The organism is Streptomyces sp. NPDC001714 (assembly GCF_042892755.1).
Classification (GTDB): Bacteria; Actinomycetota; Actinomycetes; order Streptomycetales; family Streptomycetaceae; genus Streptomyces.
On sequence record NZ_JBIAUL010000023.1, the window covers coordinates 61021 to 87149 of the forward strand.

The window sequence follows — 26129 nt, forward strand, 5'->3', positions numbered from 1 at the left end:
TCGTTTAACGGACGCGACGCCGTAGCCGGCTACGTTCCGTGCGAGTGTCTCTGGTCTCAGTTACGGCCTTCGGGCGCGGCATGAAGGTCTCTCCCATGCGACGCATCGCTTCTTTCGAGAGATGCGACCGACCCTGCACGTACCGGCGTGTCTGGCTGATCTGGGTGTGCCGGAGGATCTCCATGATTGTGGGCATGTCGACCCCGAGTTCGTTCAGGATCGTGCCGGCGGTGTGGCGGCTGCCGTCGTACAGGCGGCGGTCGTCGATCCCGGCTTCCGCCAACAGTTCCTTGAATTCCTCCCAGTCCTGTCGGGGATCGAGCGGGCGCCCGTCCGGCCGGCTAAAGACCAGCTTGTGTTCCTCCCACGCGTCCCCTGCCTCGGCGCGAGCCTCTTCCTGATGCGCCTGGTGCTCGCGCAGGTAGGGGATGAACGGCGGCGGGATCGGCACAGCGTTCCGGCTTTTCTTGGTCTTGGGACGGGTGAAGACCAGCCCGCCGTCTTTTCGGTCGGGGCAGGCGCGGGCGTGCCCCGTGCAGTCCTTCGGGCACGGCTTCGGGCAGCCGCGCTTGTAGCCCTTGTGGGTCGTGCAGCCGTCCGGGCACGGCTCGAACCGGTGGAACTTCGCCCCGCACGTGTGAGGGGCCTTGCAGCCGTGCCGCCAGGTGAGGCGCTGAAGCTGCCAATGGGGGCGGAACAGCTCGTTGTCGAAGTCGACGTACGGCCACCTGAGACCGAGGGTCTCGCCCTGCCGGAAGCCCATGCCGACGCCGACACACCACCGCATGAAGGTGGGGCGCTTGGCGGCGGCCTCCAGGAATGCCTTGGCCTCTTCCGTCGTGAACGGGTTCGCCTCGGTTTCGTCAACCGTCGGCGGATCTACGAGAGTGGCCACGTTCTCAACGATCAGGCGGCGGCGGTGAGCGATTTTCAGCGCGCGTGACAGGATCCGATGCACTTTGAGCACGTGGGAGGCCGCGTGCCCCTCGTTGAGCATGGCGCGGTACATCCGTTCCAGGTGCTCCGGCTGAAGCTTGTCGAGCCGGTGCTTTCCGATGCCGGGGACGATGTCGTTCCTGGTCTTGGACCAGTAGTCGTCAAGCGAGCGCGGTTTGAGCTTCAGGGATGCGATGTCGGTGAGGTAGGTGGTCATCCACTGTTCCACGGTCGGCTTGCGGCCGGCCTTGGGCGCGCGTCCCTTGTCGCGCAGGTCTTCCAGCTCGCGGACCTTGCGCTTGACCTCGGCTTCCGTCCGGGCGCGTCGGTGGCGCCGGTCCGGACTGCCGTCGTCTTTGACACCCATGGTCACGCGGCCGTGCCACCAGCCGTCGTTGCCCTGGTAGACGGACGACTCCATGTTGGGGTTCCGGGTGCTCATGCACTCCTCCATGCAAAAGGCGCCCCCGGACGTTGTGTCCGGGGGCGCCTGGGCTGTGCGGGGTCAGTTGGGCACTGGGGCGAGGCCGGCGACGTAGGTCTCCAGGTCCTTGCGCCGTATGCGGCGGGAGCGGCCCAACTTGATGTACGCCAGAACTCCGTCCGCCATCAGTTCGTAGAGGGTCGAACGGCCGATGGCGAGAGCTTCGGCGGCCTCTTCCGGCGTGTAGAGAAGTCGGTCAACAGGCGCAGCGATTGCCGTGCTCATCCGAGTTGTCTCCTCGATCGGGGGCTGTCTGGGCTTGGTCTTGCTCCCAGATCCGCTACATCCGCTACATCCGCTACAGCGCAGGTCAGGGGTCTGTTTCGTGTAGCGGATGGGCGGGATGTAGCGGATGGGCGGTGCTACGCCGTGCGGTCGGCCGTAGCGGCTTGGGGGGTGATGTAGCGGATGCCGGGAAGCTCTTCCGCTACGGATTCACCCCCGCTGACCTGGGGCGTAGCGGATGTAGCGGATTTCTCGGGGGCCGGGGGGCAGTAGCGCAGCCACGCGTCCGCGAGATCTTCGGCGTAGTACCCCTTGGGCACGCCCTGCGCGGTGCGGATGGACCTGGGCCGGATCGGCTCGTTGGTCGCGGTGACGTACTCCCCCAGCATCTTCGACAGCATCCGGGCGTTCAGGGGCTTGCCGTTGCCGTCCATGTCGGTCCACGGGGCGTCGTCGATCCGGTGCAGGACTTCGAGGATCACAGCCGTGGGCATGCGTTCGGCGCCGCAGAACACCTTGTCGCGCAGGTCGGTCAACAGCCTGATACCGAGGGAGGAACCGCTGCCCTCCCCAGCGGCGCGGACCAGTTCCAGGCAGGCCGCGCGGGCTCGCTCGGGCCAGTGGCCGCCAGCCGCGTCGGCGACCGCGAGGAGCGGTTCCCACACGTCGGCGGGCCGGTCGGAGACACCCTCGGGCATCTCCGGCCAGGCTGCGGCGATGTCCTCCTTGACGGTGTCGGCCCACTTGGCGAGTCGGTCTCGCAGGGCATGGCCCTGCTTCTCGTGGACGCGCCGGCGGTAGGGTTCGGCTTTCTCGTTGGGGGCCTTCTTGCGCATGCGGATGATGACCGAGCGGGTCAGGATCGTGTCCGGCAGCGAGCCGAGCCCGGCCATGGCGACGGCGCAGAACGAGGAGAACCATTCGGTGTTCTGGTTGGAGCCGTCCCCGACGCAGCGCAGGGACTTGGCGCCGCGCCGGTAGCCGGAGTTGAGGAACCCGCGGACCTCTTCGTTGCCGCCGGCCTTGGGGCCGAACACGGTGTCGATCTCGTCGAAGAGGAGCGTGGGTGTTCCGCCGTCGGCTTCCACGAGTCGGAACAGGGCGTTGGCGGACGCGTTGACGGTGGTGGCCGCGCGCGGGGTGAGGGTCTCCACGATCTCCAGCGCGCGGGACTTGCCCGATCCGGGCTCGGGGGAGAGGAAGGCGAGGCGGGCAGTGCCGTCGAAGGCGTCGATCAGGTGGGCGTGGGCGTCCCAGAGGGTGACGGCGACGTAGGCGGCCTCGCGGGGGAAGACGTTGAAGCGGCGGTGGAACGCTTCGACATCGTCGAGCAGGGCGGCGCCGTCGATCGGCGGTGCGGGCGGGTTGGTGCTGGTCATGCGGCGTTCCTCCTTTCGGTGCGGAGGGCGGGTGTGCCGGTGCAGAAGTCCTTGTGTGCCTCGTACTCGGTGACCAGGTCGGCCACGGCGTCCAGTCCTTTGGCGGTGCCGGTCTGGCCGCAGGGGCAGGCGTAGGCGGCGGTGGGAGTGTCGCCGTAGCGCTTGGACCAGCGGGCGCCGTCGTAGTGGTGGCGGTAGACCGGCGGGGCGTAGATGCGGATCCCCGGCCGGTCCGGCGTCGGGTCCTCGCTGTCGTGGCGGGCGTGGCCGGTCGGGTGCGGGTCAGAGCGAAGAGCTGAAAGGACGGCCTGGCGGCCGTCGCTCTTCGTGCCACCGCTCACAGGGGGGCCGCCCTGAGGTGGGCACGAGCCGGGTGCGGTGGGGCGGGTTGGCTTTTCAGGGCGGGGGGTCACGCGGCGTCCCTGGGCCGGCAGGTGCGGATGGACCAGTCCAGGGCGCTGCGGATGGTGGCCCGGCACTCGGACGCGGACAGTCCGGCCGCCTCTCCCCCCGCCTGAAAAGCCTCCTCCACCACTTCGCGCGGGATCTCGCCCCAGGCGACGAACCGTCCCAGCGCGCGGGCGCCCTCCAGCAGCCGGGTGTTGCGGCCGCCTTCACCGGTGCCCGCGACCGCTGCCGCTTCCCGCTCCAGGGCCGTGCGGGCCCGGCGGGTGACCGACTCCGGCACGAGCAGCGGCGCGAGCGGCACGGCGGGCCGGGACGGCTCGGTCAGCAGCGGCGTGAGCCAGTGCGGCAGCGCGGCCACGGGCGCGTCGTCCACCACCTCATAGGTCCCCTCGGGGGTGGTGCTGTCGGCGGCGACGACGTAGCCGCCCCAGGCGCGGGTGTCGACGTGCGGCCCGAGCCGGTTGACGCTGCTGGGCAGCTTCTCGCCGGGCGGGGCGGTGAAGTACAGGTGGCGGCCCCCGCTCGGGGTCCGCACCTGGTAGGTGACCGGATACGGCTCGCTGGCGCGCTCGCAGAGCGCCGTGAATGAAGTGGCGCCGTCAGGCGCTCCTTCTTCCTCTCCGGGCTTGCACACGTCCAGATCGATCACCAGCAGTCCGGCCGGGCCGGTGGCGATTCCCACGTTGTACGGCGTGCGCGCCCACGCGGCCTGGATCAGGTCTGGGTCGGTGGTGGCGCGCTGCTCGGGGGTGTGGTGCCCGTCGGCGCAGCGGCCGACGCCGGGGCAGGAACGTTCGGGGTGTCCGGCCGGGCGTTTGGTGCCGGGGTGCAGGCAGATGACGGGCCAGTTGTGCGCTGCCGCGCACAAAGCGGCGGCCAGCAGATGCAGGCAGCGCAGGTCGGTTACCGGCATGCCGGTGAAGCTGTTCGGGGGCATACCGCGGCCCGTGGGGTCGGGATGGGTCATGCTGGAGTTCTCCAGGTCTCTTGGATGGGACTGGACTGCCGGGGCGACCGTGTGTCTTTGGCGAGAGAGGCGGTCGCCCCGGGCACATTCAGGCAATGTCCAGGGCGAGCTGGGACGGCGCTGCCGGGGCCGCCACCTCGGGGGCGAGGGTGGCGAGCAGGGCGCGATAGGCGTAGTGGGCCTGGTGGATGACCACGCCGTTGCCGAGGATCTTGAGCTGGTCGGAGCGGGACAGTCCCAACTCCGCGTCTGTCACCCAGCCGGGATCGGCGCCCATCATCCATTCCACGAACGCCGGGGACAGCCGGCGGTTGCCTTTGGTGCCCGCCTCGGTCGGCTCCGGCGCGGAACGCCCCAACACGGCTTCCCAGCGGCGGATGGCGGGCCCGTAGTCCGTGCCGTTGGTGGCCACCCACCGGCCGTCAAGCCGGACGGCCTGGCCGGGCAGGTAGTAGTTGCCCGCCGTGTCGCGCTGGTTGGGGCCGCCGTGCGGTCCGTCGGAGGCCTTGGGGGTGGGCAGCAGGTTGACCACCACCTCGTTGAGAGGCCGGGAGTTGGTGCCGATCAGGTTGGAGGCGCCGGACTTCCAGTCGCGTGCCGCCGGGGTGGGCAGCAAGGTGACGGCGGTGCGCAGGTTCATGCCGCCCTTGCGTTTCGGGGAGGTGCCGGGGCCGCCGGTTCCGTCGGCGGCGGCTGGCGTGGGCAGCAGCCTCAGGCCTTGGTCGGGGGCAGCAAGAACACCACTTCGTCCTCCAGCGTGGGACCGTGCCCGCCCGCCCGGCGCTTGTCCGGGTGCTGCGGCCCACCGTTCCTGCCGAGCTGTGAGGTGGGGGTCTTCAGCAGCGGGATACGCGACGGCGAACCAGCGGTCGCGGCGGTGGCAGGCTCCGACTTCGGGATCTCCAGCGCGTAGGCACATCCACCGCGCGTCATACCCGATCGCGGCCAGGTCGGCGGCGACGACGTCGAGCCCGCGGCTTCGGATGGCGGCGACGTTTTCCAGGAACAGGAGCCGGGGTCGAAGGTGGCGAACGGCTTGGGCGATGGTTTTCCAGAGTCCGGAGCGGTCACCGGCGATCCCTCCCCGAGGTCCGGCGTTGGAGATGTCCTGGCAGGGAAACCCGGCGGTCAGCGACGCCGGGCGCGGCATGGCGGCGGCGAGGATGGCCCAGTCGACGGCGGTGATGTCGCCGAGGTTGCGGGCGTGGGGCAGGCGGGCGGCCAGCAGCCGGGAGGCTGCCGGGTCTTTCTCGCCGACCAGGACGGTGGGCAGGCCGGTTGCGGCTTCCACGGCTTGGTCCAGCGCGGCGGAGCCGGTGCACAGGCTGATGTTGCCGCCGTCGGGCGGGGCGGGGTGATGGGTCATGCTGGAGTTCTCCAGGTCTCTTGGATGGGACTGGACTGCCGGGGCGACCGTGTGTCTTTGGCGAGAGAGGCGGTCGCCCCGGGCACAGCTAGAACGGGGGTTCGGCGTCCGGTCCGGCGGCGGAACTGTTGGCCGTGGCCCACGGGTCGGTGCTGGCCGGGCCGTTCTGCGCGGTGCGCTTGGCGTTGATCTGGACGGTGGTGAAGCGGACGGACGCGCCGATGTCGTCGATTTCCACGGCGAGCATGGACCGCTTCTCGTTCTGGTCGGTGGTCCAGTCGTGCTGGCGCATCCGGCCGGTGGCGACGACGCGGGAGCCCTTGCTCAGGGATTCGGCGACGTGTTCGGCGAGGTTGCGCCAGGCGGCGCAGCGGTAGAAGGCGGTGGTGCCGTCCTTCCACTGGTTCGACGTGCGGTCGAAGCTGCGCGGGGTCACGGCGATCGTGAACTTGGCGAGCGCGGCGCCGCCTTCGGTGAACTTCAGCTCGGGGTCGTCGGTCAGGTTGCCGACGAGGGTGATCGGGGTCTCTCCGAACGACATGCTGAACTCTCCTTCGGGGTGGGCTACTTCTTGGAAAAGAGCTTGAGCGTGATGCCGCCGGCGCCGACTGGCCCGGCGGCGCTGGCGATGACGGTTGCGGTGTGGGAGGCGACGTCCATGAGCCAGCACAGGGCGGCGACGACTCCCCAGGCCCCCGCGGCGACTGCGGCGGCGATGGCGAAGGGGAGCAGCAGCCGCTGCCAGGCGGCGGCGCCGGTGTGCGGGGTGTTCTGGACGACGATGACGACCGGTTGACCGGTGGCTTCGGCACGGCGGTAGAGATCGGCGGGTATGTGCGGAGCGAGGATCCCGGGCGGGTCCGTCGGCTGCATGACGTGCTCCCTTCTGCCTGGCGGGAAAGGGCCGTTGAGGCTTCCTTCCGCCGGGCGCGATGGTTAAGTGGAGTGCTGTGGGAAGGGGATGCGGTGGCTCACCTGCACTTCGACTGCTGGCGCTGCGGCGAGGAGAACGTCGTCCACGGCGAAGGCTGCGACTGCTGCGATCTGGTCGAAGTCCCGGCTGAGTGGGACTGCTGGAGCTGCGGCGCGGCGAACGCCACTCCGGACTAGTCGGTGAGCCTGTGGGTGCCGCCGTCGGAGGTGATCAGGCCGTCGGCCTTCAGGTCTCCGAGCGCGTTGCGGACGGATCCGGGCTTGACGGCCTTGCCGCCGTCCGTCTTCACGGCTTCCAGGACGCCGTAGGTGTCCAGCGGGCCGTTCTGCAGAGCGCGGATGATCCGGTCGGGCAGACGCAGCCCACGGCCCTGCGAGGAGGCCCCGGAGGACGCCCGCGACGGTGCTCCGCCGTCGCTCTCGTCGTCGTAGAGCGGCAGGACGACGCCCGTGCCGCGCACGGCGTACTGTTCGCCGGCCAGGTCCACAGAGGCCGTTTCCAGGCCCGGCACGGGGCCGTCGCCGTACAAGGCCACGATCTCCGGGTCAAGGCCCGGTGTGGGGGCGATGGAGCCGACGCGGGAGAAGCGCAGCATGGCCGTGGGGTGTTCGCCGGTGAGGTGGTAGGCCATGCCCTGGGTGCCGGGTCGGTCGTCATCGTCGTCCGCGTCCAGCCGCGAGCGCAGGGTGCGCACTCCCAGGTACTTCGGGATCGGCTGGAGCTGTTCGCCGGTCGGCAGCAGACCATCGGAGACGAGTTGCCGCATCATGCCCGACGACCAGCGCAACAGGATGACTTCGCCCTCCTTGAGCATGCCGCGCAGCGTGTCGGAGCCGCCCATCTCTTCCAGGTGAGAGGCCTGCGCGGCCAGACCGACACCGACGCCGACCGAGCGGCCCGTACGCCCCAGCTCCTTGACCAGGCCCGTGGCCTCTTCCCGGTACGGGGCGCCCTTCTCCAACAGCCGGTTGGCCTCGTCGATCCAGACGAACAGCAGCGGGTCGGGGTCGTCCTTCAGGAACGCCGTGCGTCCCAGGGCTGCGTAGCGGCGCATCCGCTCCTCAGCGACCGCGACGGCCGCCCGGAGCATGTGGATGGCCTCTTCCTGCGTGGTGGCGTGCCAGTCAACCTGACCTTTGGCCTCAGGTACGGACTGGCCTGACTTCAGGTCGGCCAGCCACGTGACGGCGCCGTTGCGTTTGAGGGCCGCGAGGATGAGCTGAAGGCTGCGGCTCTTGCCGGCGCCGGTCGTGCCGAACAGGGCGATGCGCTGGGCGCTGCCCGTGAGCATGTCGTACAGCCGCAGGTATACCGGGCGGCCGTTGTGATAGCGGCCGATGATGATCCGGCCCTTGCGGTCCATCGTCAGGTCACGCTCGGTCGGCACGGGCGTGGCGGCGAGCGGGTTGGAGGGGTAGACGGTGACCAGTGCGCGGCTCATGCCGTCCTGTTCGACGACGACGCGCGAGGGGTCGTCCACCCGCAGGGCCGCGCACAGGGCCATGTGGTCGTAGCGGCCCAACCCGCCGTAAGGGGTGGTGATTTCGATCTCGACGATCTGGCCCATCAGGTCAGTTCCTTGTCCATGTCGATGGCGGTGACCTTGAGCAACTGGGTGCCGGGCAGCACCTGCGCGGCGATGTGCTCGGCCCATGCCGTCTGCGGGTCGCCGGCCGAGGGAGCGTGGCCGACGGTCAGCCGCCGCAGGCCCGCCCCGCGGCCCGCCACGGCCGTGATGGCGATCAGGTCCTCGGGAACGTCCATCAGGGCGGACAGGTGCGCGAGCGAGATGGGCGGGACCGGATGCCCCTCGGGAGCAGCGATGACCGCTTGCAGCGAGGCGGGGCCGGTCTTCTCTGCGGCCATGAGGCGGGTGCCGGGGGCGATGCCGCCCTGGACGGCCACGCGCTGCGCCCACCACTGGGACAGCGGATGCGCGTCGACGGCGTCGACGACGGCGGGCACTGCCGTCACGGGTGCCGGTTCCCTGCCGAGCAGGGTGCGGGCCAGGCGCGCGGGCCGTAGGAACCACACGCCGGCCGTCCACGCGGCGACCGCCAAGGCCTCGCCCCAGTGGGCGCCGGGGATGATCCGTTCAGCCGCGAGCGTGGCCAGCAGCGAGGTGCCGGGGGCCACGTACAGGGCCCGTGCCGTGACCTTCACGAACCGGTGCGCCAGGCTGAAGGCGGTGGCGAACACGAGACCTGTGCCGGTCGCGGTGAGGGTGGCGAGCGTGGTCGGTCCGGTGAACTCTCCGGTGAACAGGCCGCAGGTCAGGGCCGCGGATCCGGCCAGGGTGGCGACGCGGCCCGCGCGGTCACGGACGACGGCGATGTACGTACGCAGGGGCAGCATGGGCGGTCCTTCCACAGGCTGGGGACACACGGAGGGCGGCCCGATCGGTGCGGGCCGCCCTCCGTGTGTGCTGGTTGGTCTAGCGGTTGCTGTAGTACTCGCGGTCGGCCACCTGGCCTTCCTTGGAGTTCATGGCGTCGGCCACCGGGCCGTAGTCGGCGCGGTGCGCGTCGGCCGTCTCCTGGAACATCACCGACAGGTCGGAGGCGGCTTCCGCCATCGCGTCGGCCTCTTCCAGGACCGAGCGCATGACGGCGGCTGCGTCGCGGTGAGCGGCCACCACGTCGCCGTCCACGTGCAGGGACGCGGCTTTGTCGGCGAGCCGGTCGACGGAGGCGGCGCACCCTTCCACGTATCGGTAGGCCGACCGTACGGCTTCCGACAGGTAGCCCAACGCCACTCCGGCGGCGGTGAGTTGGACGAGCAGGATGCCGTAGCGCACCCCTTCGCCGATGACCTCTGCCGTGATGGCCAGGACGCCCTTGGGGCGGGGGACGAGATCAGACATGGTCCCTACTCCTCGTGGTATTCGCGCTCGGCAGGGGCGACGTGCCCGGCGTCCTTCACGGCGTCGGCCACGTGCTTGTCCTCCGCCGCGGCCTTGTGCCCTGCGGCGGCGATGGCCTCGGAGGCACGGGGCAGGGTCGCGGCGACGGCCAGGGCGCGGTTCTTGACCGTCTCGGCCTTGTCCATGAGCCGCACGACCATGCCCGCCAGAACGCCGGGTACCTTCAGGTCAAGGATCTTGGCGTAAAGGACTTCCAGGCGTTCCGACATCGCCTCGCACTTCTCGGCGACGGCCCGCGCGTGGTCGGCGCCGGCCAGGATCTCCTCTGCCATGTCGGCGTCGGCGTCGATGACGTCATAGACCGTCAGGTCGCTGTCGGTGTACTGCGTGCTCTTGACCGGTGCGTTCACAGGGCCTCCCGTCGGTGCTGGACGCGGCGCCGGAGCCGAGGTCCCCGGCCGCCGGGGAAACGAAGCGGGAGCCGCCACGAGGGCTCGCCGACCGGTCGTCACCGCGGCGGGGGCGCGCCCCGGAGCCGGCCGGTCCGCCTGTTCGACGGTCACCGTGTAGCCCACAACCCACCCCGGCGGCGGCTTCAACCACTCGCCATCCGTGCGCGGCACGTCGTAGGGGCCTGCGGTTGGCTGTTGCTGCCCCGGGCGCCGGGTCCTGGTGCGCTGCGTCCTGGTCCGCGGGCCGGGCCGCGTGCGGCCTCCCTTGCGCGTCCGCCAGCTCCTGGTGCCGGTCCCGGTCGGGCCTGTCGTGGGGGCGCTGCGGCCCCGCCAGGGACGCGAGCCCGGCGCCCCGCCCGGCGTGCGGACGGACGACACACCGGGCGCTTTCGCCTTGCCGGGCCCCTTGGACAGACTGACCTTCGCGAGGCCCGGCTTGACCGGCACCGTCGCGCCCGCACCGGTCTTCCCCTTGGACGGTTTGACGGCGCTGAGGACCGGCGGAGCAAGGTTCCCGCGCCGCTTCTTGAGCCGGCGCCGCGCCTCCTTCGCGATGGCCTGCGGCAGCGTCCGGCGGCCCGCACCAGGTCGGGAACCACTCGAACCCGCAGGACTGCGGCCCGCCGAATCGGGCCGGCGGGCCGGGCCGTTGCGGATCCGGTCGGCCACGCGGTCACGGGCCGCCGCACGGATGCCAGACCCCCGACGGTGCGCGGGCGCCGTCCCGTCCGGGCGGTGCCCGGAAGCCCTCAGGGCGTCCCTGCGAGCGTCGCGGGCCCTGCGGTGCTCCGGAGTACCGGCAGCGCTCCGACGGGCTCCGGAGGGAGCATCCGCGCCCCTGCGGGTTGAGCGGCGGTCCGGTGCGCCGGACCGCCGCAGGGCCGCCGGTATGCCCCGGGAAGCCGGGCCCCGCGTCGGGGCGGGTGGGCGCCCGCTGTTGCTCCGGGCCGACCGACCGAATTCGGGGCCGGACGGTATGCGGGCCCGCCGGTTTCCCCCGTCAGCGGCCGGCCGCGCCTTCGCGGCGATGGCCTTGTGGTGTTCCGCGCGTGCCTTCAGGTATTCGGCGACGTGGAATGCGCCCCGCAGGGCGGCCACCGCAATCCCTGCGGCCATCACCATCGTCATGGCGGCCACATTCCGCACCGGGCCGCCGGACGGGTGGACGGCGGAATTTACCATCGCCGCGTGATCCGGCTCCGCATCGTCCCCGTCGCCGTCCTCTCCGCCCGGAATTACCGGATCGGGCAGGAAGTTGTGCGACGGCGGGGCGGCGTCCGGAGCGGGCGGAAGGGCGGGGAAGGATCCTGCGCCCTGCGGGGGGCTGTCGCCGGGATCCGGCGGGGGCGGCGACGGGGGGTCGGCCAGGCGGATCAGGGGCAGGTCGATGACCCTCCCCGGGCCGTCATCGTCGGCCATGTCCCCTCCTCTCTCTGACTACTTGACGTGACGGGGGTCGATGCCTTACGCGCGCGTGACGCGCGCCTGTGGCCCCCGGACGAACCCAGGGGAGTGATGAGGATGATGAGCGCGGAGCGTTACTGCACGACCGACGACAGCCGGTCGTGCAGCAGGCGGACCACGTCGGCCCACAGCGGGTCGTCGTCGTCGGCGTAGGCGCGGGCCATGTCCATCAGGACGATGGCCCGCTGACGGTTCGTCTTCGCCTCTTCCTGCCGCTGCTTCCAGCGCTCCGCCTTCAGCTGCCGACTGCGCAGCGAGCCTGTTGCCACGTTCAGGCCTCCCTCGACAGGTAGTCCATGAACGACGGCCCGTCGCCGTCGCCATTGCGGACCGCCGGAGCCGAATTCGGGGCCATTCCCGGTGTCAGGTGATGGATGTTGTCGGTGGAATTCACGGCCGTATTGCGGCCCTGCGTCTTCAGTTCCTTCGCGCGCTTCTTCTCCAGGGCCTTTGCCTCGCGCTTCGCGGGCAGGGCCTCGTAGTTCTTCTCGTACCGCTTGTTCACGGCGACCAGGGACGTCAGGGCGCTTTCCAGGTCGTCAACCGCCTGGAAGATGGGCCGGACCGTCGACCACGCCCGGATCCGGTCCTGATACGGCAGATCGCCGAACAGGCGCCCGTCCTCCGCCAGGTCCGCCTGAAGCTCACGGGCCAGGCGGCGCAGGTCGTCGACGACCGGCTGAATCTGCTGCCGCCGCTGCTGAAGGTGGATCCGGCGCCCCTCGGCAGTGCGGAGCATCTCCGGCGTCCACGCGTTGCTGTTGGTCCCCACGGGGATCCTCCTTGATTCGTGCCAGGCCAGGGCACCAGAGCAGGCTCACCGGGTCTGCTCACCGGGTCTGCGAGAGTGCCGCTCGCCGGGGCTCACCGGGTCTGCTTCACTGGTGCGGTCGACTGCTTCCGGCAGTCGCAACGAGGGCCAGCCCAATTGCCGTGGGCTGGCCCTCATTGGTGTGTGCCGGACGCCTTACGGCTGTGTGTCCTCCGCGTCGATCAGTGCGGCGTACGCCTTGCGCACCCGCTCCTCCTTCGCGGAGAAACCCGCCGCGCGGTACGCGGCCAGGGCCTTGCGGTAGCTGAGCGGGGGGTTCTCGGAGTGCCGCAGCCACCGCAGGACGACCGTGAGCTGTTCCTCGGTCAGCGGCTCGCCCGGCTCCGGGGTTGCGACACCCGCCACGGCCGCCACGCCGGCCAGCCCCGCCCAGTCGAGCGGGGTGTGTCCCGCACCGTGCGGGGCGGGGAGTTGTGGCGTCGGGGACACGGGGCCGACCTGCGGGGACACGGGGGACACACCCGGGGACACACCCTCCTGTGTCCACTGCCCCAGCACCTGTGCCAGGTCGTCGTCCGAGAACAGCGCCGGGACCGCGGGCACGTCGTCGTCGACGGGGTGCTCGGTGGTGAGTTTGGCGAGTTCCTCGGCTGCTTCGTGGCGGACTTTCTGTGCCTTGCCGCGGGCTTTGCGCTCCTCGCGCTCCAGGACGGCCGCGGTAGTGTGCCGGTCGGTCTTGGCGCGGGTGACTGCGCGGCCGATGGCGACCTGGTCCCGGGTGGCGCTGCGGACCGCGTCGATCTGCTGCTGCGCTGCGGCAGAGATTCGGGTGGACTCCCGTTCAACGGCCATGATGAGCGTGGCCTTGGCGGCGGCCGGGACGACCGCGCCGATGACGGCGACGGCCGGGGTGGCGTACATCAGGCCGTGGGCGAACAGCACGCCGACCGAGGTCACCAGGAACACCCAGCCGAGAACCGCGGGCAGGGTGCCCTTTGAGCCCTGGCGGCGGTGCGCGGTCTCCATGGCCAGCGCGTACAGCCACACCGCGTCGTAGATACCGGCAACCGTCATGGCGAGCGCCGGCGGCGCCTGGCGAGAGAGGATCTCCCCCACGGCGTAGACGGTCCACCCGAGCGACATGCCGGTCAGGGCGACCGGCAGGCTCCAGTGAGCCGCCCGCCGTAGTACGTGCTTGGCTTCCATGTCCTTCACTCCGTTTCTACTGGTCATCGGGGTAGGCGCAGGGCACGCAGACCCCCAGGGAGGCGGGGATGACGTAGCCGGCGTCGGTGCGGCACTTCGGGCAGGTCCGGCGGGCGCGCATCGCGCACTCCAGCGCGCGGCGCCTGGCCGGCGTCATCGGCCGGACCGGCAAGGCCTTGTCGAGCCGGTACAGGTAAGCGACCAGCGGGCCGCGCCGGTAGCGCGGGCGCAGGATCTGCCCGGCGACCGGCTGCCCACCCGGGCGCAGGCCGCGGGCCCGTAACTGCCGTCTGGTCGCCAGCCCGTCCGGAGCGCAGCGCCAGGGGTAGGTGGGGATGCCGTGCCGGGCGCCGTTGGGGTCGAAGCACTTGCCCCACGACGCCATCAGGCCGCGGTCCCGACCGGCGCGGGGGCGGGTAAGTCACCGAAGCCGGTCAGCTCCAGCACGGCGCCCGCGTAGTCGACGGACGCGTGCAGCACGCTGGTGTCGCCACTCTGCTCGCGGTAGGTGACGTCGTCCGGGGTGATGCCCAGCGCGGTCCGCCAGGTCTCGAAGTCGGCCAGGCCGTCATGGAAGCTCAGCCGCAACCGGCCCGGGTACACGGGAGACACGTCGACGTCCGGGGCGGGCAGGTGCCCGAAGTCCACGGCGAGCAGGCGCAGCACCCGCAGCGGCACGGCCATGCCGTCCAGCGTCAGGTCCTGGCTCATGCCGCGGTCCCCCGGCGTACCGGACGGCGGCGGGCGGGGCGGGCGAGGGGGACCACGTTGAACAGCTCCGGGTGGTCGTCGACCACCTGCGCGGCCAGTCGGATCAGATCGTCCGGCCCGCTCGCGAACTCGGGGTCGGTCAGGATGTCGCGGGCCGCGTCCAGACGCGCCGCACGCTCCATCTCGCTCTCGCCCTCGACTCCGAGCCAGAGTTCGACGGGCGTGCCGAGGGCGAGTTCGAGGAAGTCCTGTGGACTGTCGGCCCGGTGGCCAGACACGAAAGAACGCATGGGAGCTCCCAGCTCGAAGGGAAGGAAGAGGCCAGAGGCCGCAGAACAGGCGGCCCGGCGTAGGCGGCCACCACCGCGAGCGCGGCGGGCCACAGTGCCCCGGCCGGGAGGCGAACCCAGCCTTGCGACCATCGGGGCGGTTAAAGCAGGTCAGCGGCGGAAGGCCCACCGGATGAGCGCGGAGAGCTGGTCGGTGACGTCGGTGACGTTGCCGGATTCCAGTTCGTCGGTGCGGTCCTCCAACTGTCTGGCCCGCTGCTCGTTGCCGTGGTCGCGGGCCCAGACGGCGGCCTGCCGGTTGTCGTCGGCCTGGCGCCGCATCCGGTCGGTGATCATGCCCATGTCGGGTTCCTCGCAGGTCTGCGAACAGGTGGCCGTGCGTGCCCCGGGCCGGATCCGATCCGGCGCCCATCACGGCAGGTCACCGGGGCTGTAGAGGTGGTGGCGGGTGTTACCGGGGCTGTTCGGTCAGGTGAGCCGCGTCCTCGTAGGCCGTGCGAATCTCCTGCTGCTGCCAGGCCCGCTCAGCCGGAGCCGGAGCGGGGTCCTGCCGGCCGAGGTCGGCGGCCCACGCGTCCGCGCGGGCCTCCATGTGCCAGGCCGCCGGATCGGTCGCCATCAGCACGCCGCCGCGCACGTGGTGCATGCGGCGGGGTACGGGTGCGGGCGAGGCGGACGAACGGGAAGCGGCGGCTTCGTCTTCTCGTGCTCGTCCCCAGCCATCAACGGCCGCCCCGGACACGGGCGTTGTCCTGGCTCTGCTTGTTTGCGTCGGCGTTCTTCCGGGACAGTTCGTCTCGCTCCGCGTCTGTCAGACTGGTGATCACAGGTGCCTCCAATCAGGTGCCTGTACGCGGTCCCCGGGGTGCGACCCGGGGACCGCTCTTGTGTGGTGGGGCCGTGACTTCCGGCTCCCCCCGCCCCGCCCGGACGGACCTGCGCACCAAGCGCGCTCCGCACGGGCGGGAAGAGGCAACCGGCCGCGGCGCTAACCGCCGCGATTCGGTGGAGGGTGACCGGTCGTCCGCGGCACTGCGAGGTGCTCGCGGACCGGTGATGGAACGGCGCCGCCGTGCCGGTCGATCACGGCCGCGCCCATCGCTTTCGTCGACTCACTGCCGCTCCTTCGGACCGCTGAACAGGGGAAACGCACTGCAAAGGGGACCTTGTCCCCACTCGCCGGCCGTTGCTCGCGGTCACCGGGCCACCTCGCCAGTCGGGCCGAAGCCCTGTCCCCTGGCCTTCAGCGGGATTGCAGCGTCCCCGCCTTTTGCGCGTGCGGCATGAGCCGCTTCCGCTGAGTTGTCTAGAAGCAGTACCTGTTTTACAGGTACTGCATGGTGGTTCGTCAAGTCTGTCGACGGAACCCCTTGGCTTCGCGCCGGGACTTCTTGGCGCACACTCAGAATCGCCCCAGGTCAGGGGAGTTGGTCACCCCGTACGTGGACAGCTCAGAACCAACTGGCTACTGTCAAGAAGTCCCTAGAAGTCCGCACGGGGGGAATCGTGTCCAACGAGCGGTTGAGGTCAGCCCTGTTAGCCCGCGGCATGACGATCCAGGATCTGGCCGATGAGATCGGAGTGATCCCAAAGACCATCGAGCGCTGGATCACGCAGGGGAAGGTGCCGTACCGGCGCCACCAGTACGCAACGGCAGCAGCGCTCCAGGTTGACGTAACAATGCTGTGGGACGACTCCCGGACTCAGGAATCCGCAACTGACCTGAGCAAAGCAGAGATCGTGACCGCCTACCCCCATAGGCATGTCGTGCCGTCAGGCCTCTGGCGCGAGATGTGTGAGCGCGCCACAGAGCGCATCGACATCCTCGTCTATGCCGGCATCTACCTGGCGGAAGACCCGCTCTTCCTGTCGACGCTGACGGCGAAGGCCAAGAGCGGCGTACGTATCCGAGTACTCATGGGCGATCCGGAGTGCGAAGCCGTCATCCGACGCGGCATCGACGAAGGTCATCGCATCATGGATGGCAAGATCCGCAACGCGCTGGTCAACTACCGCCCACTGTTCACCAGCCACCCTGAGATTGCCTTCCGCCTGCACGACACAGTGCTCTACAACTCGATCTATCTTGCCGATGACGAGATGTTGGCCAACACGCACGTGTACGGCATCGGGGCCTACATGGCACCCGTGCTCCATCTGCGGCGACTCCCTGGCGGTGGCCTGTTCGACACCTTCGCCAATAGCGTTCAGCAGACCTGGGAAGGCGCCAGGCCAGTGACCGAACACGACATCACGGGAGCTTGACCATGGGACGCATCGACTACTTGCACGACCCGGACGCCCCGCCGGCCAACTCGGTCGTACCGTCGGTAGTGGCGTTCGTTCAGAACGATGCGGGGCACGTGCTCATGATTCAGCGATCCGACAACGGACGTTGGGCACTCCCCGGTGGGGGCCACGACGTAGGCGAGTCGATCAGCGACACTGTCGTACGCGAAGTCTGGGAAGAGACCGGGATCAAGGCGGAAGTCGTCGACGTGTCCGGGCTCTACACGGACCCTGGGCACGTCATGCAGTACGACGATGGCGAAGTCCGCCAGCAGTTCAGCATCTGCTTTCGCGCCCGCCCGGTCGGCGGGGAGCTCCGTACGAGCAACGAGACGACTCAGGTCCGCTGGGTAGCTCCAGCCGACCTGAGTGCGCTGGATGTGCACCCCACGATGCGGCTCCGTATCGAGCACGCCATGGACCGGACGCGCAAAGCCCCCTACATCGGCTGACGCTTGGAGGCGGCGACGCGTTCGAGCACGCGTGCCGTGCAGCCGAGAATTTCGGGTTCAGCCCGGCGGATGAACTTTCCGATCAGGCTGTCGGGCCCGTACCGGCCGGTGATCTCGTTGATTCGATCAATCGGGTTCGTGGGCGTGCCGTCGGGTGTGGTGTTCATGTCGCAGTAGCAGAGCGCGTCGTTCAGGTGCTCGTGCTCGCGGGGGAACTCGCCTTCTAGTTCTTCGCGCATGCCGCGCGCTTCCGCCTCCAGCCACGAGCAGGAGTGATGAGCGACCAGGTTGATGACCCGGTGGTCGGCGTTGGCGACGTCCCTGAGATAGCGGGCACCGTCCAACGGGTGAAAGCCTGTCTTGGCCAGGTCCGGCGCGTACCCAACGTCGTGCAGGACAGCCGCCGCCTCCAACAGTTCCGCATCCTGGCCCAGGATGAGTGCGATCGTGCGCGCCCTCTCGGCAACCCCGAGGCAGTGCTTCCACCGGCGCGGCAACGGCTCAGCGAGTAGCGACTCAGCCAGGGGATAGGCCCACTCCGTCAACCTCGACAAGCTACGAACGCTCCTCTCGCGTCGGCACGGCACGGACTGTCCGTACCTTGCCCTGTCCTCCTCCCGCCAGCACGCCGGCGGCCTCCAGCTTCTCCAGTGCCTTGGTCACCGTGGGACGTGAGACCCCGAACCGCTCTGCCAGGACGGAAGCGCTGGGGAAGGCTGCCCCGACTTCGAGTCCCTCATCCGTGACAATGTTCGCGATGCGCTCTTCCAACGGGCGTCGGTCGGTGTGCTCTCCCCCTCGTACGACGCGCCACCGCCCACCCGGTACCGGCTCGGCGATTCCGTCCTTCTGAAGAGCTCCGAACGCCCGGAGCGCGACCCCACGCGAGACCTTGTAGTCGCGCATGAGATCAGCAGCAGACGGCAGCTCTGTCATCGCGGGTTCTGCCTCGATACGGGCCTTCACCGCGTCCGCGACCTTCAGGAAGGTTCCCCGGGGGCTGACATGCTGCGACACGCGCTCTCCCTCGCACTCTGTTCGCCGTCCGGTTCAAGCTTCCCATGCCTGCTGCTACGGCAGGACGCTGCCGTGCAGTGGATACCGACCCTTGATACCAAGCTCAATGTTTGGATGACCGCGGCGATCATCGGCGCCACCATCGGCCTCTTGTCGTGAGTCCCGGCGCTGTCGTCGGTGCTCGCCCCGCGCCGCAATCTTCGCCTGTTCCCGCGCCGCCCATCCCGTGGCGAATGCCGCCCCAGTGGTCGCAACTGCCCCCGTCAATGCCCCCAGCGCGGCTGCCAAACCTGCATCCATGCAAGAGAGTTTTGACCGAGGGGACCTCGTTGTAGTGGGTGCACAGGATGGCCAGACGCCCTCCAATAGCAAAAAGACGGTAAAACCGCGATTGCGTCACACCCGCAATGCCGGGGAGGCTGCCGCCCGTTGTGGTCATCAATGCACGTGCAGCGCCGACACTGCCTCCTGGGCTCCGCCAGCTCCCCGTCCGGTACTGCCGTGGGGTGTATGCGCTGGCCGGTCCAGTGTTGCCATTGCACATCGCAATGCAATGCTTTTCTCTACACTAGCAGGTCAACGCATCTATGGATGCGTTAGGGTGGGGGCTTTTATTTAGCAAATCAGCACCGTACGGAGCGGCTTGGGTGTCGCCGCAGCACCGGGCGGGCGTGCCACATTTCAGCATGCGGTCTGAGTCGTCGCCCCGCTAAAGAGCGACGGCTCCCTGGTAGCAGCCAGGAAGCCGTCTGAGCATCACCCAATATCGAGGAAGGCACGCTCATGTCTGAGCCTACGGGCAACCCGCTCCTGCCGGAAACTCCCGATCGCTCGGCTCGCCAGTTGTCACGCCGCATGGCTGGGGTTATCGCGCTGAGCGGTGGGCTCGGCTCCGGGGCCATGGTTAGCGCCATGCGGCCGGACTATCTGGCCGCCGTAGTCGCTGTTGCCCCGACCCTGGTTCTGGTCTTGCTTATCTTCTTCCTTGTCGTCTGCCCGGCGATTTGGTCACGGTGTCCAGAGCGCAAGGCGGCGGCGCTTAATGTGTTGGACCGCCTTCTTGGCGAGGCAGACCATCCAAGGCGGTCCCGGCGTCGGTGATGCGGCGCATGAAGGGCCGCCCAGATGCCGGGCACGGTCTCAACCATGGTCTCTGTAGCTGCTCGGTCCGTGCATGTCCGCCACCGTCCTTGGGAGACGGAAATGGCCCTTGAGTAGCAGGGATGGGTGTGTTGCGGATACTCGCGGACGCCTCCGGACCAAGATCGGACAACTCATTGTGCGGTGTTCACGCACGAGCGCCCTCCCAGACAGCGGAAGGGCGCTCAACCGATGACCAACGTCGACGCCGCGACAGTTCAGTAGCAGGTGGCAGCTTCGATTCGGTTCGCTGCCACGGGCTGGTGATCCGAGGCGGTGGGACCGGCGCCGCGTTCGGGATGGGGGTGGGTCATGGACGGATCGTTGTGTTGTCTCCAGTGACGGCCGTGCCGATCGTCTGTGCGGCGATAGACCGTTCACCGGACGCGGTGATCGTCACCGCGCCGGTCGGGGGAAGCTGGGCGGCCAATTCGGCAAGCAACTGCGGATTCTCTCTTAGCGTCCGCTTGATCTGCTGGCGTAGCGCGGCTGCAGCATCGGCGTCCTCCGGCTCCTCGGCCGCCTCACGCACCGCCGCCTCCAGCTCGGGCCGTCCGGCCGGGCTCCGGCGCCGCCAGACCGCGTGCAAGATGCTGCGCCCTGCATTCGCCGTGGCTCCCACCGCAGCGTCCTCAGCTCGGGCCATTACCCCCGCACCATAGGCACCCAGAGCCGCGCTTAGATACGGCCCTGCCTGCTCCACAAACTGCACGATCTCCGCTCCCACTACCCACCACCGAAATCCTGTCAATGACTGACGCCAGGACATCAGATTAAGCCGCCCAGCCAGCGTGTACGCGCCAACTCTGCATTCGCGGGACCTGACCGGTCTTACCCCAAGCGAGCCAGCGAGCACCTTCCCGCCCCTGGCGCCGCCTGGCTACGCTCCCGACTGGCAGATCGCTGACCAGGGACACGGAGAGCTTCAATGGAGAACTAACCGTCAGACTTCGAAGCGGCGTATTCGGCTGCGTCGATCCTTGCGCGGATCCGTGCGACGAGAGGGTTCTCCGGGCCCAGGGTGGGCTCGATCCGGCCGAGGGTGATGCGATAGACAGCGATCGCCTTTTGGTGTGCACCGGCTTCCTGGTGGGTGTCCGCCAAGGTGAGCTGGGTGCTCAGGACATTCGGGTGGTCGCCGAGGGTCCGCTGCCAGTGGGTGAGGATGGCTTCGTACAGCGGCACAGCCAGATCGGGTCGGTCGTCGGCCCGGTAGGTCTCGGCCAAGTACTGCCGTTGCTTGACTGTGTCCGGGTGGGTAACGCCGAGTTCCTTCTCAGTGAGCGCAACGCTGTGCTCCAGCAGTTCGGTCGCCCGGGCGAGGTCCCCGGACCCACCGAGGACGCGGGCCAGCATGGCGGTGCAGTGAAGTGTTTGCGAGTTGACGCGGCCTCGTTCGGTCTCCAGCTGGGCGCGGACGTCCTCCAGGACGGCGACTGCCTGTGCCGCGTTGTCGGACTCAAAGTGGGCGGCGGCCAGGTTCGTCCGGCTAGTGACCGTGTGTGGGTGCGTTTCGCCGAAGATAAGACTGGCGTTGCGCACGGCGGCTTCGAGGACCTGAACGGCGCGTGGAGCGTCACCGGCTGCGAGGTGTGCGATGGCCAGGTTGCTCCGACACACCATGGTGTGCGGATGCTCCTCACCAAGCGAACGGATGCACCGTTCCAGCGTTGCCTCCGAGAGGGACACGGCCCGTGCCGGATCGTCCGTCTGGCGCAGTGCGTCGGCTAAGCCGATGTAGTTGGACAGGGTGTCCGGGTGGGACTCGCCGAAGACCTGCTCGCACTGGGCGACGACGGTTTCGAACAGCGGGACGGCGCGATCTGGGTCGCCCGCCGCGAGGTGTGCATTCGCGAGGCCGCTTCGGGTGGCGAGGGTATGGGGGTGGGTCTCGCCGAGCAGCGCAGCACGGTGCTTGAGGATGGTGTCGTACTGGGCGATCGCCCGTCCATTGTGGCCGGCGGCCTGGTATGCCCGCGCCAGCCCGTTCCTGGTGGTCAGGGTCTGGGGATGGGCATCGCCGAGGAGGTGGGCGCTCTGCGCGGCCGCGGTCTCCAGCAATGGAAGCGAACGGGTGGAGTCTCCAGCGTCCCGGTAGGCGCAGCCGAGGTTCGCACGGACGGCAATGGTCTCTGGGTGCGCCTCGCCGTACACCTCCTCGCACCGGGCCAGCGCCGTCTTGAGGTGCTGCGCTGCCTGGTCAGGGCGTCCGGCGGCCAGATAGGCGTAGGCAAGGTTGTTCCGGCTGGTGATGGTTTCGGGATCGCTGTCGCCGAGCGCCTGCTGCCGTTGTGCGAAGACGGCGGTGTACATCGGAATGGCGCGGGACAGGTCGCCTGAAGCGAGGTAGACCGCCGCTAGACCGTGCTGGCTGGACAGCGTTGCAGGGTGGGTTGGTCCAAGGAGTCGCTGGTACTGCGTGAGTGTGGCCTCATGCAGAGAGACAGCACGATCCAAGTCGCCGGACGCATGGTAGGCGCGGGCCAGTTCCTCGCAGCTGACGAGAGTGTCGGGGTGATCGTTGCCGAGTGCTTTCCTACGCCGGGCCAACGTTTCCGCGTGGAGTGCTACGGCACGGGCCAGATCGCCGGATTCAAGGTAGGAGTTGGCAAGGTTGGAGGCGACGGTCAGCGTTCCCGGATGTGAGTCGCCAAATACCTGCGCGCACTGCGCGACCATCGGTTCGAGGATCGCGATGGAGCGGCCGAAGTCCCCTGCTCCGTAATACGCGTTGGCCAGGTTCGCACGGACCTTCATAGTGAGTTCGTGCTCGGCGCTGACGATCGCTTCCAAGCGGGCGAGGGCCGCCTTGAGCAGCGGGACGGCGCGGGCGTCGTGACCGAGGCCATGGAGATAGTCCGCAGCGCTCACGTACCGTCCGGCGAGAAAGGTGTCAGCGTGTCCGTCAGGAGTGCTGGTGGCAAGCGCGACGAGGTGCGGGAGCAGCCGATCCCAGGCGGGGGACCGGCCAGAGTCGGGCGGTTCTCCCAGGGGGGCGACCGCAGCGCTCAGCAGCCGTTCGGCCTCTAGCCTGCCGGTTGGCCCGCTGTCACCCTTGGGCTGCTGGTTCCGGAGTGTGGTCTGGACGAGGCGGTGGATGCTCACCGAGTCCTGAGTGAGGGAGACCATGCAGTAGACAGCAAGCACCCCTAGGGCTTCGTGAACGTCGTCGCTGTCGTCGGTTGTAGGGATCAGCAGTCCAACTGGGATGTCGTCGGGGGCCAGCCACGCCAGTGTGGACAGGACGCGGACTGCCAGGGGGTTGCGCTCCGTGAGGGTGCTAATCGTCTGGCGCCAGATCCGGGCGACGGTGCGTTCTGGGTCTATACCTTCGGGAGCCTTGTCCAACGCGCCTATCAGCCTTCGGCGGTAACGTTCGATGCTGATCGTCGGATTCTGCGCGAGGTAGGCGCCGGCCTGCTTCAGGGCGATGGGAAGCTGCCCCAGATCAGCTGAGAGGGCCCGGGTCTCCTGTATCTGACGGTGGGTCGGCGAAGTCGTGCCCAGTACCTGGCTGCAGAGGAGTTCACTCGCTGCAGCCAGGTCGAGTACGTCGAGGGCCAGCGTTGCGACGGATGTCGGCCAGCTAGCTGATCGTCGGCTGGTGGCGATGACGTGGCCGTTAGACGTGCTGACGTAGGGCTGCAGATCGGCCGGATCCTCAACGTTGTCGAAGATCAGCAGCCACCCCGGATGCCACTGCAGCCACGACATCGCCCAGGCGGCGCGTTCTTCGGTAGACGCGCTGCCAGCCCACACGGGGATCAGTCGCAGAGCGAGGTCGGCCAGGGATTGCTCGATGTGGTCGGGTGATGCGGCGGCAACCCACCACATGACGGTGTAGTCGCGACGGTGTCTGTGGGCATACGCAAGCGCGAGGGTGCTCTTTCCGACGCCACCGAGGCCTTGGACGACGGCAGTCCCGGCGGACGGCTGCCCGAGCGTGCCGCGCAGCCAGCCCAGCTCGCTCGTTCGGCCGAAACACAGGGGGAGCGGCGGCAGGTTCGTGAGTCCGACAGGTGCCTGGACATCGCGCGCCGAGTTCAGCAACTCGGTCGTCAGAACGTTGACCGGGCCGGTGATCGCTGTCCCGATGCGATGGGCGGCGACGGATCCGGCTCCTATCGCCTGGAAGGTGTAGTCCGTCACCGCAGGGCCTGCCGACTCTCGTGGCGAATGGTGACCGTCGACCTTTCTCTGCCCGATGTCCTACTGCGTGCCCCCACCTCAGTTCAGTCCCCTCTGCAGACCGGCTGGATGTCTCGCTCTCCAGCACGGAGCGTACGCGTCCCCATGTCGGGTCAGTATTCGGCTGGGCGCCGGCGAGAGTTGCATGGAACGGCTACGGGCGGTGAGCCATGATCCTCAGGTTGGCAGAGGCGCGGGGGGCGTCCGGCGATGTCGTCAAGGTGTCGCCTGCCGGGTTTGTCCCGTGGGGGGCTGGAGCAGGATTCTAACTCTAGAATCGAACGTATGAGCGAGATGCTGCCTCCGGACCCCGCGCGCCTGCGCGTGATCCTCGCGCACCTCGACAAGCAGATGGCCGACCACGAGACCGTCGGTACCTATCTGCGTCTCCAGCGCGATGCCGTCCAGGCGGCGATCGCCGAAGCCGAGACACGGCGGAAGCCTCATGCAGCGCAGCCGCCCCAGCAGGGTCCGAGGCGGATGAAGCTGAGGCTCGGGACGTACATGCTGGAGCCCAAGATCCGGCCTGACCATCCGAGGCCGGCGTATGTCCACATCGGTGGCTGCACGGCGGTCGAACGGCCAGCGTCTGAGTGCACGCTCCGGCAGGCGGAACTGGCGCTCAGCCAACAGGCGGTCGGTGCCCAGGCGTGTCCGGCCTGCCGACCGGACATGGCACTGGGCATCGACATTGCCTAGAAGGCGCATGGTCCAGCTCCCTCAGGATGGGGCGCCGGAGGGGGCGTGCGGCCAACCTGCGGCCAAAGCGCTATTTGTTGGGTCCAGGACGAAGGTGAATGGCCAGATCACGGCCTTAGTCGCTGGCAACGTCTGGCCGCTTGGAAGCCGCTGCGCTCCCAGCGCCGTACAAATTTCCCCACTTCATCAAGCTGGCTGCGCTCCGCTCCGCCGGGCGCGCTCCCGGATCCGCCGCGGGCGACGCTCCTGCCTTCGGCCCGCTCCGCCCGCGCTGCGCCGACGCGCGCCCACGAGGCTAGCCGGGGTATGAGTCGATCACCGTAGAGAAGCTGTCACGGTCAGAACGACCTCCGGCAGGGGCGCTCAGGGTGGGCCGACGGCAGACGGGATGGGAGCTAGGAGCGGGGTTAGGTGAGGAGCCCTGGTCCTGCAACGTCTAACAACGACAAGACCGATCAATCGAGGAATCACCCTTGTGATGGTCAGCCGATGGAGTGACACTTGTCACTACGACTACCCGGGTGTGGTTCTCTGTGCACAGTTAGTAGTCGTCAGCAAGCTTGCGCGGCATGAGGGGGATGCCTGTTGGGGGGCAGCCGAATACCGGTTCGCGAGATTCCGGATGACATGAACCTCACCCAGTACGGCGAGAAACCGCCAGTTGGGGAAGGCTTTCGAGACAAGCTTCGGCCTGAGATCGGTGAGACCGAGATGTCGCTCATCATCGGCGAAGTCGATGCTGCAGCGGCCTCTCTGCTGGTCACGAAGATGTTCCAGGCTGGCGCAGACCGGAGGGTGACCACGGCTGGGCGGTTACGGGAACGTAACTTCCGAGTCGTACATTCGCCTACCAGGGGGAACCCTCTTCATGTGAGTGCCTTCCCGCCGGATGTGACATCAGGAGAGCCGGCGGAGTGGGATGAAGTCATGGCTGAGGCGTTCAATGCGTGCTTCACTGAGGAAGACAAAGCGGGAGGTGATTGCGATGGATAAGGCCCTTATGCCCGTCTTGGGGAACCTGGCATGGATCCCTCACGCCGCCACCGAACGAGTCGAGATCCTGGACAGATTCAACGGCGTGCCCACGCTGGGCGTTCTGAAGCAGCCGGATGCAGATCATCTGTTTTGGCGTGCCGTTGGTTACGTCCCCGACAGATTCTCTATCTGGGTCTACGCCCCAATCGACAGCGACGATGCCGATCACTTGGAAGAGTGCGAGTCGGCTGACCTCCTGGACGGCCTAGTCTTCAACGCTCGCTCGTCACGCTATGTGACCGTTGGCATTGCTGAGGACAATCGCCTCGTTTTCGAGCGCGAGTGGCTCTTGCCTAGTGGTCACGCAGCCGAAGATGTGCGCCTTGACCTGCTGCAATTCCTGCTCGAAGCCCTCGTCATTGCGCAAGCTCAGGGGCTTCCCCCAGGCAGGCGCGACGTTGTCGACCGGGCGACCCGTGCAGTACGGGAGATGACGCTGACCACTTCTGGTTGACCGGCTTCAGCCACACGTTAAGCCGAGCACTTTGTGGCCCTCGTGCAGCGTGCACGGGGGCCACAGGCGTGACGCTCACCCTCGACCCAGCTGAGAGGCGGCTCGCTGACCGCTGGGTGATGCCCGATCGTTCACGCTGCCTGGGCGGCAGGTTCGAGGTGATCCATCCGTCGGTGCCACAGGCTGTGCCACTCTCGTGCCAGAACGGACGGGGACTCACGGGGAATCGAGGTACACAGCGGTGCGCCCGGCCAGACTCCGCCCACGACAGGGAATCCGCGGGTCGCACGCATGATCGCCCAACCTCGCTCCTAAAGTGGGTGCCGGTTGACTCGTTGCCCTGACGGACCAACTCCGGGGAGTGAGCAGGGAGTGGCTCAAGGAAGTCGTACGGATCG

Annotated in this window: 29 protein-coding genes; 5 read left to right on the forward strand and 24 right to left on the reverse strand. The window is 68.6% G+C overall.

Annotated elements, in window-relative coordinates; all coding sequences use genetic code 11:
- Window positions 1-4: 4 nt before the first annotated feature.
- From ACFY0P_RS42685 to ACFY0P_RS42720, 8 genes are all read right to left on the reverse strand, one after another.
- Entirely contained in the window at window positions 5-1378 is a 1374-nt protein-coding gene (locus tag ACFY0P_RS42685; protein ID WP_388926514.1) for a tyrosine-type recombinase/integrase, read from the reverse strand.
- 63 nt (window positions 1379-1441) lie between these two features.
- Window positions 1442-1645 carry a helix-turn-helix domain-containing protein gene (locus ACFY0P_RS42690; RefSeq protein WP_388926517.1) on the reverse strand — a complete coding sequence of 68 codons (204 nt, stop codon included), beginning with the start codon at window positions 1643-1645 and terminating at the stop codon, window positions 1442-1444.
- Window positions 1646-1782: 137 nt separating this feature from the next.
- The gene (locus ACFY0P_RS42695; RefSeq protein ID WP_388926520.1) at window positions 1783-3024 is read right to left on the reverse strand and encodes a DUF3631 domain-containing protein; all 1242 of its coding nucleotides are present in this window, start codon (window positions 3022-3024) and stop codon (window positions 1783-1785) included.
- On the reverse strand, window positions 3021-3365 hold the full coding sequence (locus ACFY0P_RS42700; RefSeq protein ID WP_388926522.1) for a hypothetical protein: 345 nt from the start codon (window positions 3363-3365) through the stop codon (window positions 3021-3023). Before ACFY0P_RS42700 ends, ACFY0P_RS42695 begins: the two co-directional genes overlap by 4 nt.
- Window positions 3366-3433: 68 nt before the next feature.
- The gene (locus tag ACFY0P_RS42705; protein WP_388926743.1) at window positions 3434-4345 is read right to left on the reverse strand and encodes a bifunctional DNA primase/polymerase; all 912 of its coding nucleotides are present in this window, start codon (window positions 4343-4345) and stop codon (window positions 3434-3436) included.
- 142 nt (window positions 4346-4487) lie between these two features.
- Window positions 4488-5765 carry a DNA cytosine methyltransferase gene (locus ACFY0P_RS42710; protein WP_388926525.1) on the reverse strand — a complete coding sequence of 426 codons (1278 nt, stop codon included), beginning with the start codon at window positions 5763-5765 and terminating at the stop codon, window positions 4488-4490.
- Window positions 5766-5853: 88 nt separating this feature from the next.
- Window positions 5854-6306 carry a single-stranded DNA-binding protein gene (gene ssb / locus ACFY0P_RS42715; protein ID WP_388926528.1) on the reverse strand — a complete coding sequence of 151 codons (453 nt, stop codon included), beginning with the start codon at window positions 6304-6306 and terminating at the stop codon, window positions 5854-5856.
- Window positions 6307-6329: 23 nt separating this feature from the next.
- Window positions 6330-6638: a hypothetical protein gene (locus ACFY0P_RS42720; RefSeq protein ID WP_388926531.1), complete on the reverse strand. Its 309-nt coding sequence runs from the start codon at window positions 6636-6638 to the stop codon at window positions 6330-6332.
- 93 nt (window positions 6639-6731) lie between these two features.
- Here ACFY0P_RS42720 and ACFY0P_RS42725 point away from each other — a divergent pair, with 93 nt between their 5' ends.
- A complete protein-coding gene (locus ACFY0P_RS42725; RefSeq protein WP_388926533.1) occupies window positions 6732-6875 on the forward strand; it encodes a hypothetical protein in 144 nt (47 codons plus the stop codon).
- Here the strand turns inward: ACFY0P_RS42725 and ACFY0P_RS42730 are convergent.
- The 12 genes from ACFY0P_RS42730 to ACFY0P_RS42785 all read right to left on the reverse strand — a co-directional run bounded on the left by ACFY0P_RS42730 (window position 6872) and on the right by ACFY0P_RS42785 (window position 15103).
- Window positions 6872-8266 (reverse strand): transfer protein, encoded by a 1395-nt coding sequence (locus ACFY0P_RS42730; protein WP_388926536.1) that lies wholly within the window; start codon window positions 8264-8266, stop codon window positions 6872-6874. The two genes, ACFY0P_RS42725 and ACFY0P_RS42730, sit on opposite strands and share 4 nt — an antisense overlap.
- On the reverse strand, window positions 8266-9054 hold the full coding sequence (locus ACFY0P_RS42735; RefSeq protein ID WP_388926539.1) for a hypothetical protein: 789 nt from the start codon (window positions 9052-9054) through the stop codon (window positions 8266-8268). The genes ACFY0P_RS42730 and ACFY0P_RS42735 overlap by 1 nt, the downstream gene beginning before the upstream one ends.
- Before the next feature lie 79 nt (window positions 9055-9133).
- A complete protein-coding gene (locus tag ACFY0P_RS42740; protein ID WP_388926542.1) occupies window positions 9134-9562 on the reverse strand; it encodes a hypothetical protein in 429 nt (142 codons plus the stop codon).
- 5 nt (window positions 9563-9567) lie between these two features.
- Complete coding sequence (locus ACFY0P_RS42745; protein WP_388926545.1) at window positions 9568-9972, reverse strand: hypothetical protein; 405 nt, start codon at window positions 9970-9972, stop codon at window positions 9568-9570.
- A 1580-nt stretch (window positions 9973-11552) separates the two neighbouring features.
- Window positions 11553-11747 (reverse strand): hypothetical protein, encoded by a 195-nt coding sequence (locus ACFY0P_RS42750; protein WP_388926547.1) that lies wholly within the window; start codon window positions 11745-11747, stop codon window positions 11553-11555.
- A 2-nt stretch (window positions 11748-11749) separates the two neighbouring features.
- Entirely contained in the window at window positions 11750-12250 is a 501-nt protein-coding gene (locus ACFY0P_RS42755) for a hypothetical protein (RefSeq protein ID WP_388926550.1), read from the reverse strand.
- 195 nt (window positions 12251-12445) lie between these two features.
- Window positions 12446-13456 (reverse strand): hypothetical protein, encoded by a 1011-nt coding sequence (locus ACFY0P_RS42760; RefSeq protein ID WP_388926553.1) that lies wholly within the window; start codon window positions 13454-13456, stop codon window positions 12446-12448.
- 16 nt (window positions 13457-13472) lie between these two features.
- Entirely contained in the window at window positions 13473-13841 is a 369-nt protein-coding gene (locus tag ACFY0P_RS42765) for an RRQRL motif-containing zinc-binding protein (protein WP_388926556.1), read from the reverse strand.
- Entirely contained in the window at window positions 13841-14167 is a 327-nt protein-coding gene (locus tag ACFY0P_RS42770) for a hypothetical protein (protein ID WP_388926559.1), read from the reverse strand. Before ACFY0P_RS42770 ends, ACFY0P_RS42765 begins: the two co-directional genes overlap by 1 nt.
- Window positions 14164-14457, reverse strand: a complete 294-nt coding sequence (locus ACFY0P_RS42775; protein WP_388926562.1) for a hypothetical protein — start codon at window positions 14455-14457, stop codon at window positions 14164-14166. Before ACFY0P_RS42775 ends, ACFY0P_RS42770 begins: the two co-directional genes overlap by 4 nt.
- Before the next feature lie 150 nt (window positions 14458-14607).
- Window positions 14608-14799, reverse strand: coding sequence for a hypothetical protein (locus tag ACFY0P_RS42780; RefSeq protein WP_388926565.1), 192 nt, complete (start codon window positions 14797-14799; stop codon window positions 14608-14610).
- Window positions 14800-14908: 109 nt separating this feature from the next.
- Entirely contained in the window at window positions 14909-15103 is a 195-nt protein-coding gene (locus tag ACFY0P_RS42785) for a hypothetical protein (RefSeq protein WP_388926568.1), read from the reverse strand.
- Between the two features lie 902 nt (window positions 15104-16005).
- Here ACFY0P_RS42785 and ACFY0P_RS42790 point away from each other — a divergent pair.
- Window positions 16006-16722: an XRE family transcriptional regulator gene (locus ACFY0P_RS42790; protein WP_388926746.1), complete on the forward strand. Its 717-nt coding sequence runs from the start codon at window positions 16006-16008 to the stop codon at window positions 16720-16722.
- 2 nt (window positions 16723-16724) lie between these two features.
- Window positions 16725-17198, forward strand: coding sequence for an NUDIX domain-containing protein (locus ACFY0P_RS42795; protein ID WP_388926571.1), 474 nt, complete (start codon window positions 16725-16727; stop codon window positions 17196-17198).
- Here the strand turns inward: ACFY0P_RS42795 and ACFY0P_RS42800 are convergent.
- From ACFY0P_RS42800 to ACFY0P_RS42815, 4 genes are all read right to left on the reverse strand, one after another.
- The gene (locus tag ACFY0P_RS42800) at window positions 17186-17752 is read right to left on the reverse strand and encodes an HD domain-containing protein (RefSeq protein WP_388926574.1); all 567 of its coding nucleotides are present in this window, start codon (window positions 17750-17752) and stop codon (window positions 17186-17188) included. The two genes, ACFY0P_RS42795 and ACFY0P_RS42800, sit on opposite strands and share 13 nt — an antisense overlap.
- Before the next feature lies 1 nt (window position 17753).
- Window positions 17754-18215: a GntR family transcriptional regulator gene (locus tag ACFY0P_RS42805; protein WP_388926577.1), complete on the reverse strand. Its 462-nt coding sequence runs from the start codon at window positions 18213-18215 to the stop codon at window positions 17754-17756.
- 1450 nt (window positions 18216-19665) lie between these two features.
- Window positions 19666-19887: a hypothetical protein gene (locus ACFY0P_RS42810; RefSeq protein ID WP_388926580.1), complete on the reverse strand. Its 222-nt coding sequence runs from the start codon at window positions 19885-19887 to the stop codon at window positions 19666-19668.
- 404 nt (window positions 19888-20291) lie between these two features.
- A complete protein-coding gene (locus tag ACFY0P_RS42815; protein ID WP_388926582.1) occupies window positions 20292-23504 on the reverse strand; it encodes a tetratricopeptide repeat protein in 3213 nt (1070 codons plus the stop codon).
- Between the two features lie 324 nt (window positions 23505-23828).
- Between ACFY0P_RS42815 and ACFY0P_RS42820 the strand changes: the two genes are divergently transcribed.
- Together ACFY0P_RS42820 and ACFY0P_RS42825 are read left to right on the forward strand one after the other, a co-directional pair.
- Window positions 23829-24242 carry a DUF6233 domain-containing protein gene (locus tag ACFY0P_RS42820; RefSeq protein WP_388926585.1) on the forward strand — a complete coding sequence of 138 codons (414 nt, stop codon included), beginning with the start codon at window positions 23829-23831 and terminating at the stop codon, window positions 24240-24242.
- 985 nt (window positions 24243-25227) lie between these two features.
- The gene (locus tag ACFY0P_RS42825) at window positions 25228-25731 is read left to right on the forward strand and encodes a hypothetical protein (RefSeq protein ID WP_388926588.1); all 504 of its coding nucleotides are present in this window, start codon (window positions 25228-25230) and stop codon (window positions 25729-25731) included.
- Window positions 25732-26129: the final 398 nt, after the last annotated feature.

Bases quoted from the DNA above. Each gene is read 5' to 3' on its own strand.
- ACFY0P_RS42760 (WP_388926553.1), bottom strand. From the start codon at position 13,456: ATGGAAGCCAAGCACGTACTACGGCGGGCGGCTCACTGGAGCCTGCCG.
- ACFY0P_RS42780 (WP_388926565.1), bottom strand. From the start codon at position 14,799: ATGGGCATGATCACCGACCGGATGCGGCGCCAGGCCGACGACAACCGG.
- ACFY0P_RS42785 (WP_388926568.1), bottom strand. From the start codon at position 15,103: ATGCACCACGTGCGCGGCGGCGTGCTGATGGCGACCGATCCGGCGGCC.
- ACFY0P_RS42735 (WP_388926539.1), bottom strand. From the start codon at position 9,054: ATGCTGCCCCTGCGTACGTACATCGCCGTCGTCCGTGACCGCGCGGGC.
- ACFY0P_RS42685 (WP_388926514.1), bottom strand. From the start codon at position 1,378: ATGAGCACCCGGAACCCCAACATGGAGTCGTCCGTCTACCAGGGCAAC.
- ACFY0P_RS42795 (WP_388926571.1), top strand. From the start codon at position 16,725: ATGGGACGCATCGACTACTTGCACGACCCGGACGCCCCGCCGGCCAAC.
- ACFY0P_RS42705 (WP_388926743.1), bottom strand. From the start codon at position 4,345: ATGCCGGTAACCGACCTGCGCTGCCTGCATCTGCTGGCCGCCGCTTTG.
- ssb (WP_388926528.1), bottom strand. From the start codon at position 6,306: ATGTCGTTCGGAGAGACCCCGATCACCCTCGTCGGCAACCTGACCGAC.
- ACFY0P_RS42775 (WP_388926562.1), bottom strand. From the start codon at position 14,457: ATGCGTTCTTTCGTGTCTGGCCACCGGGCCGACAGTCCACAGGACTTC.
- ACFY0P_RS42825 (WP_388926588.1), top strand. From the start codon at position 25,228: ATGGATAAGGCCCTTATGCCCGTCTTGGGGAACCTGGCATGGATCCCT.
- ACFY0P_RS42770 (WP_388926559.1), bottom strand. From the start codon at position 14,167: ATGAGCCAGGACCTGACGCTGGACGGCATGGCCGTGCCGCTGCGGGTG.
- ACFY0P_RS42740 (WP_388926542.1), bottom strand. From the start codon at position 9,562: ATGTCTGATCTCGTCCCCCGCCCCAAGGGCGTCCTGGCCATCACGGCA.
- ACFY0P_RS42765 (WP_388926556.1), bottom strand. From the start codon at position 13,841: ATGGCGTCGTGGGGCAAGTGCTTCGACCCCAACGGCGCCCGGCACGGC.
- ACFY0P_RS42820 (WP_388926585.1), top strand. From the start codon at position 23,829: ATGAGCGAGATGCTGCCTCCGGACCCCGCGCGCCTGCGCGTGATCCTC.
- ACFY0P_RS42730 (WP_388926536.1), bottom strand. From the start codon at position 8,266: ATGGGCCAGATCGTCGAGATCGAAATCACCACCCCTTACGGCGGGTTG.
- ACFY0P_RS42690 (WP_388926517.1), bottom strand. From the start codon at position 1,645: ATGAGCACGGCAATCGCTGCGCCTGTTGACCGACTTCTCTACACGCCG.
- ACFY0P_RS42790 (WP_388926746.1), top strand. From the start codon at position 16,006: ATGACGATCCAGGATCTGGCCGATGAGATCGGAGTGATCCCAAAGACC.
- ACFY0P_RS42695 (WP_388926520.1), bottom strand. From the start codon at position 3,024: ATGACCAGCACCAACCCGCCCGCACCGCCGATCGACGGCGCCGCCCTG.
- ACFY0P_RS42720 (WP_388926531.1), bottom strand. From the start codon at position 6,638: ATGCAGCCGACGGACCCGCCCGGGATCCTCGCTCCGCACATACCCGCC.
- ACFY0P_RS42710 (WP_388926525.1), bottom strand. From the start codon at position 5,765: ATGACCCATCACCCCGCCCCGCCCGACGGCGGCAACATCAGCCTGTGC.